The sequence below is a fragment of the Pseudomonas sp. QL9 genome (genome assembly GCF_041409665.1).
Classification (GTDB): Bacteria; Pseudomonadota; Gammaproteobacteria; order Pseudomonadales; family Pseudomonadaceae; genus Pseudomonas; species Pseudomonas knackmussii.
In genome coordinates, this window is sequence record NZ_CP166971.1 from 5,208,172 (window position 1) to 5,220,366 (window position 12,195).

At 64.6% G+C, this 12,195-nt stretch carries 13 protein-coding genes and 1 tRNA gene; 7 read left to right on the forward strand and 7 right to left on the reverse strand.

Features of this window, described 5'->3' with window-relative positions; all coding sequences use genetic code 11:
* The first annotated feature begins 84 nt into the window (after positions 1-84).
* The 6 genes from ftsK to ACA097_RS24305 are packed head-to-tail and all read left to right on the forward strand — an operon-like array spanning position 85 to position 7,579.
* Positions 85-2,520: a DNA translocase FtsK gene (ftsK, locus tag ACA097_RS24280; protein WP_197539227.1), complete on the forward strand. Its 2,436-nt coding sequence runs from the start codon at positions 85-87 to the stop codon at positions 2,518-2,520.
* 12 nt (positions 2,521-2,532) lie between these two features.
* Entirely contained in the window at positions 2,533-3,156 is a 624-nt protein-coding gene (gene lolA, locus ACA097_RS24285; RefSeq protein WP_043253224.1) for an outer membrane lipoprotein chaperone LolA, read from the forward strand.
* Between the two features lie 40 nt (positions 3,157-3,196).
* On the forward strand, positions 3,197-4,522 hold the full coding sequence (locus ACA097_RS24290) for a replication-associated recombination protein A (protein WP_043253223.1): 1,326 nt from the start codon (positions 3,197-3,199) through the stop codon (positions 4,520-4,522).
* A 42-nt stretch (positions 4,523-4,564) separates the two neighbouring features.
* The gene (gene serS / locus ACA097_RS24295; protein WP_371366494.1) at positions 4,565-5,845 is read left to right on the forward strand and encodes a serine--tRNA ligase; all 1,281 of its coding nucleotides are present in this window, start codon (positions 4,565-4,567) and stop codon (positions 5,843-5,845) included.
* A gap of 1 nt (position 5,846) precedes the next feature.
* Positions 5,847-7,232: a siroheme synthase CysG gene (gene cysG / locus ACA097_RS24300; protein ID WP_043253221.1), complete on the forward strand. Its 1,386-nt coding sequence runs from the start codon at positions 5,847-5,849 to the stop codon at positions 7,230-7,232.
* Positions 7,232-7,579 carry a lysozyme inhibitor LprI family protein gene (locus tag ACA097_RS24305; RefSeq protein ID WP_371370568.1) on the forward strand — a complete coding sequence of 116 codons (348 nt, stop codon included), beginning with the start codon at positions 7,232-7,234 and terminating at the stop codon, positions 7,577-7,579. Before cysG ends, ACA097_RS24305 begins: the two co-directional genes overlap by 1 nt.
* Positions 7,580-7,691: 112 nt before the next feature.
* Here the strand turns inward: ACA097_RS24305 and ACA097_RS24310 are convergent, their stop codons facing one another.
* The 7 genes from ACA097_RS24310 to ACA097_RS24340 all read right to left on the reverse strand — a co-directional run bounded on the left by ACA097_RS24310 (position 7,692) and on the right by ACA097_RS24340 (position 11,939).
* Positions 7,692-8,693 (reverse strand): glutathione S-transferase family protein, encoded by a 1,002-nt coding sequence (locus ACA097_RS24310; protein WP_371366496.1) that lies wholly within the window; start codon positions 8,691-8,693, stop codon positions 7,692-7,694.
* 88 nt (positions 8,694-8,781) lie between these two features.
* Positions 8,782-9,780, reverse strand: a complete 999-nt coding sequence (locus ACA097_RS24315) for a glycosyl transferase family protein (protein ID WP_371366498.1) — start codon at positions 9,778-9,780, stop codon at positions 8,782-8,784.
* A complete protein-coding gene (locus ACA097_RS24320) occupies positions 9,777-10,112 on the reverse strand; it encodes a TusE/DsrC/DsvC family sulfur relay protein (protein ID WP_371366500.1) in 336 nt (111 codons plus the stop codon). Before ACA097_RS24320 ends, ACA097_RS24315 begins: the two co-directional genes overlap by 4 nt.
* A complete protein-coding gene (gene tusB, locus ACA097_RS24325) occupies positions 10,109-10,408 on the reverse strand; it encodes a sulfurtransferase complex subunit TusB (protein WP_371366502.1) in 300 nt (99 codons plus the stop codon). Before tusB ends, ACA097_RS24320 begins: the two co-directional genes overlap by 4 nt.
* Entirely contained in the window at positions 10,408-10,767 is a 360-nt protein-coding gene (tusC, locus tag ACA097_RS24330) for a sulfurtransferase complex subunit TusC (protein WP_043253216.1), read from the reverse strand. The genes tusB and tusC overlap by 1 nt, the downstream gene beginning before the upstream one ends.
* Positions 10,767-11,159 (reverse strand): sulfurtransferase complex subunit TusD, encoded by a 393-nt coding sequence (tusD, locus tag ACA097_RS24335; protein ID WP_043253215.1) that lies wholly within the window; start codon positions 11,157-11,159, stop codon positions 10,767-10,769. Before tusD ends, tusC begins: the two co-directional genes overlap by 1 nt.
* A 114-nt stretch (positions 11,160-11,273) precedes the next feature.
* The gene (locus tag ACA097_RS24340; protein WP_160287535.1) at positions 11,274-11,939 is read right to left on the reverse strand and encodes a Bax inhibitor-1/YccA family protein; all 666 of its coding nucleotides are present in this window, start codon (positions 11,937-11,939) and stop codon (positions 11,274-11,276) included.
* A 129-nt stretch (positions 11,940-12,068) separates the two neighbouring features.
* Between ACA097_RS24340 and ACA097_RS24345 the strand changes: the two genes are divergently transcribed.
* Positions 12,069-12,156: transfer RNA gene (locus tag ACA097_RS24345), tRNA-Ser, on the forward strand.
* The last annotated feature ends 39 nt before the right edge of the window (positions 12,157-12,195 follow it).

Consider the following 12,195-nt stretch of genomic DNA (forward strand, 5'->3'; position numbering starts at 1 on the left):
CGTCAGGGCGGCACCTGTGGCAACGATCGGCCAAAGCCGTACAATAGGCGCGTTTTGCCGTCATAAGACCCTCGGACGCGCCCCGTGCGCAGGAATAGACGTGTTTTGAAGGACTCGACCACTGCAAGCCATGCCGCCGCCTGGCGTCAGCAACTGCATATTCGCCTGAAGGAAGGCGCACTGATCGCGCTCGGCGCGCTCTGCCTTTACCTGTGGATGGCGCTGCTCACCTACGATCCGTCGGATCCGGGCTGGAGCCATTCCAGTCACGTCGAGCAGGTGCAGAATGCCGCGGGACGTCTCGGGGCCCTGAGTGCCGACATCCTGTTCGTCGCGCTGGGCTATTTCGCCTATCTGTTCCCGCTGCTGTTGTGCGTCAAGACCTGGCAGGTCTTCCGCAAGCGCCACATGCCCTGGGAATGGAGCGGCTGGCTGTTCTCCTGGCGCCTGATCGGCCTGGTCTTCCTGATCCTTTCCGGTTCGGCGCTGGCCTATATCCATTTCCACATCGGCGGCAACCACCTGCCAGCTTCGGCTGGCGGTGCCGTAGGCGAAAGCCTCGGTCAACTGGCGATGAACGCCTTGAACGTGCAGGGAAGCACCCTGCTGTTCATCGCGCTTTTCCTGTTCGGGCTGACCGTGTTCGCCGACCTGTCGTGGTTCCAGGTGATGGATATCACCGGGAAGATCACGCTCGACCTCTTCGAACTGATCCAGAACGCCTTCAACCGCTGGTGGAGCGCGCGAAACGAGCATCGCCAACTGATCGCTCAGCTGCGTGAAGTGGATGAGGTAGTGGCCGAAGTCGCGGCGCCCGTGGTGCCCGACCGCCGCGAGCAGGCCAAGGTCAAGGAGCGCCTGATCGAGCGCGAGGAGGCCCTGGTCAAAAGCGTGCAGGAGCGCGAGAAGCGCCCGGCGCCGAAGATCGACACTCCGCCGCCGCCTGCACCGGCAGAGCCCAGCAAGCGCGTCCTGAAAGAAAAGCAGGCGCCGCTGTTCATCGACACCGCTGTGGAAGGCACGCTGCCGCCCATTTCGCTGCTCGACCCGGCCGGTGAGAAGAAGAAGAGCTTCTCGCCCGAATCGCTGGAGGCCATGTCGCGCCTGCTCGAGATCAAGCTCAAAGAGTTCGGCGTCGAGGTACTGGTGGAGTCCGTGCACCCGGGCCCGGTGATCACTCGTTTCGAGATCCAGCCAGCCGCCGGTGTAAAGGTCAGCCGCATCTCCAACCTGGCCAAGGACCTGGCGCGTTCGCTGGCGGTGATCAGCGTGCGCGTGGTCGAGGTCATTCCCGGCAAAACCACCGTTGGTATCGAGATTCCCAACGAAGACCGGCAGATGGTGCGCTTCTCGGAAGTGCTGTCGTCGCCGGAGTACGACGAGCACAAGTCCACCGTGCCGCTGGCTCTGGGTCATGACATCGGTGGCCGGCCGATCATCACCGACCTGGCGAAGATGCCGCACCTGCTGGTAGCCGGTACCACCGGCTCCGGTAAGTCGGTGGGCGTGAACGCCATGCTGCTGTCGATCCTGTTCAAGTCGACGCCGGAAGAGGCGCGGCTGATCATGATCGACCCGAAGATGCTCGAACTGTCGATCTACGAGGGCATTCCGCACCTGCTCTGCCCAGTCGTCACCGACATGAAGGAGGCGGCCAACGCGCTGCGCTGGAGCGTCGCCGAGATGGAGCGGCGCTACCGGCTTATGGCGGCCATGGGTGTGCGCAACCTGGCAGGCTTCAACCGTAAGGTGAAGGACGCCGAGGAGGCTGGCGCGCCGCTGACCGACCCGCTGTACCGCCGCGAGAGCATGGAAGACGAGGCGCCGCTGCTGAAGACGCTGCCGACCATCGTCGTGGTGGTCGACGAATTCGCCGACATGATGATGATCGTCGGCAAGAAGGTCGAAGAGCTGATCGCGCGTATCGCCCAGAAGGCGCGGGCGGCGGGTATCCACTTGATCCTCGCGACCCAACGCCCGTCGGTGGACGTGATCACTGGTCTGATCAAGGCCAACATCCCGACCCGTATCGCCTTCCAGGTATCCAGCAAGATCGACTCGCGCACCATCCTCGACCAGGGTGGCGCTGAACAACTGCTCGGCCATGGCGACATGCTCTACCTGCCGCCGGGCACCGGCCTGCCGATTCGCGTGCATGGCGCCTTCGTTTCCGACGATGAAGTGCATCGCGTGGTCGAGGCCTGGAAACTGCGCGGCGCGCCCGACTACATCGAAGACATCCTCGCCGGTGCCGAAGAAGGCGGCGGTGGTGGCAGCTTCGGTGGCGGCGAAGGCGGTGAAGGCGGAGAGGGCAGCGAAGACGATCCGCTGTACGACGAGGCTGTGCGCTTCGTCACCGAGAGCCGCCGCGCCTCGATTTCCGCGGTTCAGCGCAAGCTGAAGATCGGCTACAACCGCGCCGCGCGCATGATCGAGGCGATGGAGATGGCCGGCGTGGTCACTCCGATGAATACCAATGGCTCGCGCGAAGTGGTCGCGCCGGCCCCCATTCGTGACTGATCGAGGAATTCCATGCGCTTGATCCGCATGCTGCTGCTTGCTGCGCTGACTTTTACCGGCGTTCAGGCCCACGCCGACGATGCCTCCACCCAACGCCTGAGCGGGCTGTTGAGCAAGGCGCAAACCATGACCGCACGCTTCTCCCAGCTGACGCTGGACGGCAGCGGCACTCGCCTGCAGGAAACCGCCGGCAACCTGGCGCTCAAGCGTCCGGGCCTGTTCCGCTGGCACACCGATGCGCCGCAGGAGCAACTGCTGATCTCCAATGGCGAGAAGGTCTGGCTGTATGACCCGGATCTGCAGCAGGTGACCATCCAGAAGCTCGACCAGCGCCTGACCCAGACCCCGGCGCTGCTGCTTTCCGGCGATATCTCGAAGATCCACGAGAGCTTCGACATCACCGGCAAGGACGGCGGCAACGTGGTCGACTTCATCCTCAAGCCGAAGGACAAGGACACGCTGTTCGACAGCCTGCGGATTTCCTTCCGCAACGGCGTGGTCAACGACATGCAACTGATCGACAGCGTCGGCCAGCGCACCAACATCCTGTTCTTCGACGTGAAGATGAACGAGCCGGTGGACGCCAAGCAGTTCGTCTTCGAAGCGCCCAAGGGCGTCGACGTCATCCAGGAGTGAAGGGTCGCCGCCCGAGCGCGGCGCCCGTGAGGTAGTCAGCGTGGACCTGTTTCGTTCCGAACCCGTAGCCCAGCCCCTGGCAGCGCGCCTGCGTGCGGCCAGCCTGGACGAATACGTCGGCCAGGAGCACCTGCTCGCCCGCGGCAAGCCGTTGCGCGAGGCGCTGGAGCAGGGCGCGCTGCACTCGATGATCTTCTGGGGGCCGCCGGGCGTCGGCAAGACGACGCTGGCCAAGCTGCTGGCACAGGTTTCCGATGCGCACTTCGAGACCCTCTCGGCGGTGCTCTCGGGCGTCAAGGAAATCCGCCAATCGGTGGAGATGGCCAAACAGCAGGCGGCGCAATACGGCCGCCGCACCATTCTCTTCGTCGACGAAGTGCACCGCTTCAACAAGAGCCAGCAGGATGCCTTCCTGCCGTATGTCGAAGACGGCACCCTGATCTTCATCGGCGCGACCACCGAGAACCCCTCGTTCGAACTGAACAACGCACTGCTTTCGCGGGCGCGCGTCTATGTGCTTAAAAGCCTGGACGAAGCGGCGCTGCGCAAGCTCGTGGACCGCGCGCTGCACGAGGACAAGGGCCTCGGCAAGCGTCGCCTGAGCCTGCCGGACGAGAGCTTCGCCATCCTGATGGCGGCTGCCGATGGCGACGGCCGACGCATGCTCAACCTGCTGGAGAATGCCTCCGACCTGGCCGAGGACGGTGGCGAGATCAGCGCCGAGCTGCTGCAAAACCTGCTGGGCGATAGCCGCCGTCGTTTCGACAAGGGCGGCGAGGCCTTCTACGACCAGATCAGCGCGCTGCACAAGTCGGTGCGCGGTTCCAGTCCGGACGGTGCGCTCTACTGGTACGCCCGCATGCTCGATGGCGGTTGCGATCCGCTCTACATCGCCCGTCGCGTGGTACGCATGGCCAGCGAAGACATCGGCAACGCCGACCCGCGCGCGTTGACCCTGTGCCTGCATGCCTGGGACGTACAGGAGCGCCTGGGTAGCCCCGAAGGCGAGCTGGCCATCGCGCAGGCCATCGTTTATCTCGCCTGTGCGCCGAAGAGCAATGCCGTTTACAACGCCTACAACACAGCGCGTCGCGATGTTGCCGAGAACGGCTCGCTGGAAGTGCCGCTGCATTTGCGCAATGCACCGACCAAACTGATGAAGAACCTCGGCTATGGCGAAGAGTATCGTTATGCCCACGACGAGCCCGACGCCTACGCCGCCGGGGAAGACTACTTCCCCGAGCAGCTCGAACCGCGCCAGTATTACCAGCCCGTGCCCCGTGGCCTGGAGCTGAAGATCGGCGAGAAGCTCAAACACCTGGCGGCCCTGGATCGGGCCAGCCCGAGAAAACGCAGAAAATCCTGAGCGGCGCCCGCACGCCGCCGACACTAGACACGAGAACAGACCATGCTCGATTCCAAACTGGTACGTACCCAGCCGCAGGAAGTGGCCGAACGCCTTGCCGCACGCGGTTTCACCCTGGACGTGGCGCGCATCGAGGCGCTGGAGAACCAGCGCAAGTCCGTGCAGACCCGTACCGAGACCCTGCAGGCCGAGCGCAACTCGCGCTCCAAGGCGATCGGCCTGGCCATGAAGAATGGCGAGGACGTCGCGCCGCTCAAGGCCGAGGTCAATCGCATGGCCGAGGAGCTGGAATCCGGCAAGCGCGAGCTGGATATGATCCAGTCCGAGCTGGACAACCTGCTGCTGAACATCCCCAACCTGCCGCACGAGTCGGTTCCGGTCGGCGCTGACGAAGAGCAGAACGTCGAAGTCCGCCGCTGGGGCACTCCGCGCAGCTTCGATTTCGAGATCAAGGATCACGTCGCTCTCGGCGAGCGTAATGGCTGGTTGGACTTCGAGACCGCCGCTCGCCTGTCCGGCGCGCGTTTCGCCCTGATGCGCGGCCCGATTGCCCGCCTGCACCGCGCGCTGGCGCAGTTCATGATCGACCTGCATACCCGCGAGCACGGTTACGAAGAGGCCTACACCCCTTACCTGGTGCAGGCGCCGACCCTGCAGGGCACCGGCCAGCTGCCGAAATTCGAGGAAGATCTGTTCAAGATCGGCCGTGAGAACGAGGCCGACCTGTACCTGATCCCGACCGCCGAAGTCTCCCTGACCAACATCGTCGCCGGGCAGATCCTCGATGCGAAGGAACTGCCGCTGAAGTTCGTCGCCCACACCCCGTGCTTCCGCAGCGAGGCCGGTGCTTCGGGCCGCGACACTCGCGGCATGATCCGCCAGCACCAGTTCGACAAGGTCGAGATGGTGCAGATCGTCGAGCCGTCGAAGTCCTGGGATGCCCTGGAAGGCCTGGTCGGCAATGCCGAGAAGGTCCTGCAGGCCCTTGAGCTGCCATATCGCGTGCTGGCCCTGTGCACCGGCGACATGGGCTTCAGCGCGGCCAAGACCTACGACCTGGAGGTCTGGGTACCGAGCCAGGACAAGTTCCGCGAGATATCCTCCTGCTCCAACTGCGGCGACTTCCAGGCGCGCCGCATGCAGGCACGCTTCCGCAACCCGGAAACCGGCAAGCCGGAGCTGGTGCACACCCTCAACGGTTCCGGCCTGGCAGTCGGCCGTACCCTGGTCGCGGTACTGGAGAACTACCAGCAGGCCGACGGCTCGATCCGCGTACCGGAAGTGCTGAAGCCCTACATGGGCGGCATCGAGGTCATCGGCTGAGATGGATTCGCTGCCGCTGTTCCACATCCTGCGCGGGCGTCGCGTGCTCCTGGTCGGGGGCGGTGAAGTCGCCCTGCGCAAGGCGCGCCTGCTCGACAGCGCGGGCGCCGTCCTGCGCGTGGTCGCACCACAGGTTCACAGCGAGCTGCGCGAACTGGTGGAGCAGGGCGGTGGCGAACTGCTCGAACGCCGCTATGCCGAGGGCGACCTCGGCAATTGCGTACTGGTCATCGCCGCCACCGACGACGAGCCGCTGAACGCACAGGTATCGCGCGACGCCCATGTGCGCAGCGTGCCGGTCAACGTGGTCGATTCACCGGCGCTATGCAGCGTGATCTTCCCGGCCATCGTCGATCGTTCGCCGCTGCTCGTGGCAGTGTCCAGCGGCGGCGACGCGCCGGTGCTGGCGCGCCTGCTGCGGGCCAAGCTGGAAACCTGGATTCCCTCTACCTATGGCCAGCTGGCCGGGCTGGCAAGCCGCTTCCGCGAGGCGGTCAAGCAGCGCCTGCCAGACCTGCAGCAGCGCCGCCAGTTCTGGGAAGAAGTCTTCCAGGGGCCGGTGGCCGAGCGTGCGCTCTCCGGGCAGCCCGCGGAAGCCGAACGCCTGTTGGTCGAGAAACTGGCGGGCGGCCAGGCTGATGCGCGTGGCGAGGTGTACCTGGTCGGCGCAGGCCCGGGCGATCCTGACCTGCTGACCTTCCGCGCCCTGCGCCTGATGCAGCAGGCCGACGTGGTGCTCTATGACCGTCTTGTCGCTCCGGCCATCCTCGATTTGTGCCGCCGCGATGCCGACCGTCTTTATGTCGGCAAGCGCCGTGCCGACCATGCCGTTCCGCAGGACGAGATCAACCGCAAGCTCGTCGAGCTGGCTAAGGAAGGCAAGCGCGTGCTGCGTCTGAAGGGCGGCGATCCCTTCATATTCGGTCGCGGTGGTGAGGAGATCGACGAACTGGCGGCCAATGGCATTCCGTTCCAGGTGGTGCCGGGCATTACCGCAGCCAGCGGCTGTGCAGCCTATGCCGGCATTCCATTGACCCATCGCGATTACGCGCAGTCGGTGCGTTTCGTTACCGGTCACCTGAAGGACGGCAGCACCGATCTGCCATGGAACGACCTGGTCGCGCCTGGTCAGACCCTGGTGTTCTACATGGGCCTGGTTGGCTTGCCGGTGATCTGCGAGCAGTTGGTGCGCCACGGTCGTGCTGCGAGTACGCCGGCAGCTCTCGTGCAGCAAGGCACCACGGTGCATCAGCGGGTGTTCACCGGCACCTTGGCCGATCTGCCACAACTGGTCGCTGAGCACGAAGTACATGCGCCGACCCTGGTGATCGTCGGCGAAGTGGTTTCCCTGCGCGACAAGCTCGCCTGGTTCGAAGGCCAGCAATGATGGGGTGGCGCGCCTTGGCAGTCTTCGGTGCGACCTGTGCCCTGGCTGTTTTGGCGCTTCCGGCCAGTGCGGCCAGTTTCGATTGCAAGCAGGCCCGGCACGCAGATGAGAAGGCCATTTGTGCCGATCGCCAGTTGTCCGAGCTGGATGTGCAGATGGCTACCACCTACCGCCTGCTCAGTGGCCTGTTCGCCATGGGTGTGCGGGGCGATATGGGCGACGCCCAGCTTGCCTGGCTGGATGAGCGCCGCGCCTGCGGCGCTAACAAGGCTTGCCTGAAACAGCGTTACCAGGAGCGCCTGGCTGCGCTGCAGAAGATCTACGACAAGATCGACAAGCCGCTCTGAACTAGCTTGCGCGAGAAGTCTGGCTGCTCTGTAGGAGCGAGCTTGCTCGCGAATAGCTCCGCTACGAAGCCAGGTTCGCGAGCAAGCTCGCTCCTACGAAATGCACCCAGCCTCAGCCTTTGCGCGCGATCCCTTTGCCCGGCAGATGCTCGCGCCCGTGCGGTGCGCTGAAATCCTGTTGCGGGCCCAGCGGCACCACGCCCGTTGGGTTGATGGTGCGGTGGCTGCCGTAGTAGTGGTTCTTGATGTGCTGGAAGTCCACGGTGCCGGCGACGCCCTGCCACTGATAGAGCTCGCGCAGCCAGCCGGAGAGGTTCGGGTAATCCGCCAGGCGCTTCAGGTTGCACTTGAAGTGTCCGTGATACACGGCGTCGAAGCGGATCAGCGTGGTGAACAGGCGGACATCGGCTTCGGTCAGGTATTCACCCGCCAGGTAGCGCCGTTCGCCGAGCAGGGCTTCCAGGCGATCGAGTTCGCCGAACAGTGTTTGGAAGGCTTCTTCATACGCGCCCTGAGTGGTGGCGAAGCCAGCGCGATAAACGCCGTTGTTCACTGCCGGGTAGATGCGTGCGTTGAGGGCGTCGATCTCTTCGCGCAGTTCGGCGGGGTAGAGGTCCAGGTCGTTGCCGGTCAGCCCGTCGAACGCCGAGTTGAACATGCGGATGATTTCCGACGACTCGTTGCTGACGATGCGTTTCTCCTGCTTGTCCCACAGCACAGGCACGGTGACGCGACCGGTGTAGTGCGGGTCGTCGCTGGTGTAGCGCTGGTGGAGGAAGCGCAGGCCTTCCAGGGTGTCGCCGCCGGAGCCGAAGTCGCGGTCGAAAGTCCAACCCTCTTCCAGCATCAGCCAGCTGACCACCGAGACGTCGATCAGGCCGGACAGGCCCTTGAGCTGCCGATAGATCAGCGTGCGGTGCGCCCAGGGGCAGGCCAGGGAGACGTAGAGGTGATAGCGCCCGGCCTCAGCGCGGAAGCCGCCTTCGCCGCTGGGGCCGGGACGGCCGTCGGCGGTGACCCAGTTGCGGCGTTGCGCGTTCTCGCGCTGGAAGCGGCCATCCTTGCTGGTGTCGTACCACTGGTCGTGCCAGCGGCCATCGATGAGCTGTCCCATGACGGGCTCCCGTGTAAGTAAGCGATGGGAGCCAGTCTATTCATTTGCTGTCGATAGATAAGCGCAAAAATACGCTTCTATGTATCGATCAGATCGATTTGTCTCGGGCCGCCCAGCGTTCGCGCGCTTCTGCAAAGGCACTCTCGCGGTCTCTGCCGAGGCCGCGCAAGGCGAGCGCCATGGTGGCCGTTACCGCCAGCTCGCCATAGGCATCGTCGCTTGCGCCGGTCCAGACGTCTTTCAGCACCTGCGGGTCCAGGCGCTCCGGCTTGACGTGGCGCAGCGCGGAAAGGGCTGGCCACTCCTCATCCCAGCTCTCGCCGTTTTCGGCGCCATAGAGTTGCGCCGGGCCGTCCGGGTTGATCTCGATCTCGCCGCCTTCGCCCTTGATCACGATGGCGCGGTCGCCGAGCAAGCGGCTGGCTTCGCGGTGGGTGTCCTGGTAGCCGGGGTGGAAGATGCTCTGCAGGATGCAATGCGCGCCCAGCGGGTTGAGCAGGCGCACCAGCGAGTGGATCGGCGAGCGCAGGCCGAGGGTGTTGCGCAGGTCGATCATGTGCTGCAACGTCGGCATCCAGTCCACCAGCGGTGCGAATGCCAGGCCGTGTTCGTCTAGGGCACTGCCAACCGAATGCCAGTCGCGGCACAGCGGAATGTTCAGCACATCCAGCAGTTGTTCGGTGTACATGCGCCCCGCGGTATGTGCGCCGCCCCCATGCAGGAGGATGCGCGTACCGCTGCCGGCCAGGCACTTGGCGGCCAGCAGGTACCAGGGCAGGTGGCGCTTCTTGCCGGCGTAGCTGGGCCAGTCGAGGTCGATGGGGATGGCCGGAGCCTGCAAACGAGCGCGCACCGCTTCGGTGAAACCGGCGAGCTCGTCAGCGCTTTCTTCCTTGTGTCGCAGCAGCATCAGGAAGGCGCCCAGTTGGGTCTCTTCCACCTGGCCATCGAGGATCAGGCCGAGCGCTTCGCGGGCCTCTTCACGGGTCATGCTGCGTGCACCGCGCTTGCCCTTGCCGAGGATGCGGACGAACTGGGCGAAAGGGTGTTCGGCGGGAGTCTGCAGGACGAGCGGGGCGACTGTCATAGGCAATTGGTCGGCTTCGGCAGGCCGGCAAGCTTGGCGGCAAGCTTGGCCGGGGTGCCCTTGAACAGGAGGTTGAGGTGCAGGCTGTTGCCCTTTTCCGGGCCCAGGCGCTGGGCGACGAACTTGATCAGCGGGCGGTTGGCCGGCGACAGCTGGAACTCGGCATAGAACTCTCGCAGCAGGGTGATGATTTCCCAGTGGTCGGCGGAGAGGTGCAGGTCTTCCTGCAGTGCCAAGGTCTCGGCGGTGGCTTCGGACCAGTCCTCCAGGTGTTGCAGGTAGCCGTCCTTGTCCAGGGCGATGTTGTGGCCGTTGACCGAGAGCGTATTCATAGCCAGGCGTTGACCTTGTCGTAGCGGGTGCAGAGTTCGACGAAAGCGGGGTAGTCGACCGCCTTTGCATTGGCCGGCAGTGCGTCCTGCAGGCCGCGGGCCTGGAGGTCTTCGTCGAGGGCGAAGAGTGCGTTGGGCAGCGACTCCAGGCGTTGGCGCGGTGCGCTGCCGGCGGCCAGGGCGTAGACGGCGTCGCCGCTGAGCAGCATGGCGTCGTCGCTGCCGAGCAGCATCAGGCAGCTGTCCAGGCGACCGTCGCCGAACGGGGAATGGGATAGCAGATGCAGCGTGCTCATCAGAGGGTGATCACCTGGTCGTAGTCCTGGGTCAGCTGCCGCAGCGCGGTGTCGTCCAGCACCTGTGCCGGCAGGCTCAGCCCGTCGGCGGCAAGCCCGCGCTCAGCGAGGCTGCGAGCGGCTACATAGAGATCTTCGACGCCGAACAGCGGGAGTGCCTGGAGGTTTGCCTGCAGGTCTTTCTGTTCCAGGTTGGTGGGCTTCTGCCCCGGCGCGAGCTGGAAAACGCCGTCATCCAGGAAGAGCAGGCCGATGGGCAGGTCGAAGGCGCCGCCGGCGAGCGCGATGTCCAGCGCTTCCCGGGCCGCGGGGCCGGACCAGGGCGCCTGGCGGGTGATGATCAGCAGGGATTTGGCCATCAGTCGCCTCCGAAGCAGACCAGGCGGTCCGCGAGTTGTGCCGCTTCATGCAGCTGGCCCAGGCCGGACAGCTCCCAGGGCGCCTGCAGGTTGGCTGCCGGACGCTGATAGCGGCTGGCCTCTTCGGTATTGAGCACGCCACGGCGCAACGCGGCGGCGATGCAGACCACAGCGTCCAGTTTGTGCTCGCTGACGAAGCGGCTCCAGGAGGCGGCGACGTCGAGCTCGTCCTGGCTGGTCACCGGATTGCTCGACGCGCTGTGCACGCCGTCCTGGTAGAAGAACAAGCGGACGATTTCATGGCCGCCGGCGAGCGTCGCCTCGGCGAAACGCAGGGCGCGCCGGGCCGCGGGCGAGTGCGGGGGGGCGAAGAGGGCAATGGCGAATTTCATGGCTGAAGTCGTACGGCGGACGTGCCGGCAATGATACGGCGCTTGCGGAAATTTCGCTGGCTGGAAAAGCAAAAAGCCCGTCGAAACGGGCTTTTTGCTTGGACTTCAGGGCGATCAGTCGTCGCGACCCATGATGCCGAAGATCTGCAACAGGCTGAGGAACAGGTTGTAGATCGAGATGTAGAGGCTGATGGTCGCCATGATGTAGTTGCGTTCACCGCCATGGATGATCGCGCTGGTCTGGAACAGGATGGCCGCCGAGGAGAACAGCACGAAGCCGGCGCTGATCGCCAGTTGCAGGCCGCTGATGTGGAAGAACAGCGAAACCAGGGTGGCGCCGAGCAGGACGAAGAAACCCGCGGTGATGAAACCGGCGAGGAAGCTCATGTCCCGGCGAGTCGTCAGCACATAGGCGGACAGGCCGAAGAACACCAGGGCGGTCATGAAGAACGCCGAGGAGATGATGCTGGCGCCGTTGGCCATGCCCAGGTACAGGTTGAGGATCGGCCCGAGGGTGTAGCCCATGAAGCCGGTCAGGGCGAAGGTGCTGATCAGGCCCCAGCCGCTGTTGCGCAGCTTCATGGTGAGGAAGAACAGACCGTAGAAGCCGACCAGGGTGACCAGCGGGCCCACGTAAGGCAGGCGCATCTGCTGCGAGACATAGGCGACCAGGCCGCTGAAGGCCAGGGTCATGGCGAGCAGGCCGTAGGTATTGCGCAGAACGCCGCTGACCTCTTTCTGCTCGATCGCGGCGGGGCTGATGAATTGCCGTTCTTGCATGGCTAGAAACTCCTGTAATCGGAGTAGGACTCCGTGACCGTAGTTGTAGGAATCATAACAAACGTCGGTAGGCCGCACAGGATCAGTGTTTGACAGTGTGTTGCGATCCGGTACTATGGCGGCCCTTCCGGAAGTGTGGCCGAGTGGTTTAAGGCAGCGGTCTTGAAAACCGCCGACGGGCAACCGTCCTAGAGTTCGAATCTCTACGCTTCCGCCATCTGCTTCAAGCTGAAAGCCCCGCACTGCGGGGCTTTTG

What these genes read in the sequence shown, in the direction of transcription:
- lolA (WP_043253224.1), top strand. Translation starts at nt 2,533, where the DNA reads ATGCGCTTGATCCGCATGCTGCTGCTTGCTGCGCTGACTTTTACCGGC.
- serS (WP_371366494.1), top strand. Translation starts at nt 4,565, where the DNA reads ATGCTCGATTCCAAACTGGTACGTACCCAGCCGCAGGAAGTGGCCGAA.
- cysG (WP_043253221.1), top strand. Translation starts at nt 5,847, where the DNA reads ATGGATTCGCTGCCGCTGTTCCACATCCTGCGCGGGCGTCGCGTGCTC.
- ACA097_RS24305 (WP_371370568.1), top strand. Translation starts at nt 7,232, where the DNA reads ATGGGGTGGCGCGCCTTGGCAGTCTTCGGTGCGACCTGTGCCCTGGCT.
- ACA097_RS24310 (WP_371366496.1), bottom strand. Translation starts at nt 8,693, where the DNA reads ATGGGACAGCTCATCGATGGCCGCTGGCACGACCAGTGGTACGACACC.
- ACA097_RS24315 (WP_371366498.1), bottom strand. Translation starts at nt 9,780, where the DNA reads ATGACAGTCGCCCCGCTCGTCCTGCAGACTCCCGCCGAACACCCTTTC.
- ACA097_RS24320 (WP_371366500.1), bottom strand. Translation starts at nt 10,112, where the DNA reads ATGAATACGCTCTCGGTCAACGGCCACAACATCGCCCTGGACAAGGAC.
- tusB (WP_371366502.1), bottom strand. Translation starts at nt 10,408, where the DNA reads ATGAGCACGCTGCATCTGCTATCCCATTCCCCGTTCGGCGACGGTCGC.
- tusC (WP_043253216.1), bottom strand. Translation starts at nt 10,767, where the DNA reads ATGGCCAAATCCCTGCTGATCATCACCCGCCAGGCGCCCTGGTCCGGC.
- tusD (WP_043253215.1), bottom strand. Translation starts at nt 11,159, where the DNA reads ATGAAATTCGCCATTGCCCTCTTCGCCCCCCCGCACTCGCCCGCGGCC.
- ACA097_RS24340 (WP_160287535.1), bottom strand. Translation starts at nt 11,939, where the DNA reads ATGCAAGAACGGCAATTCATCAGCCCCGCCGCGATCGAGCAGAAAGAG.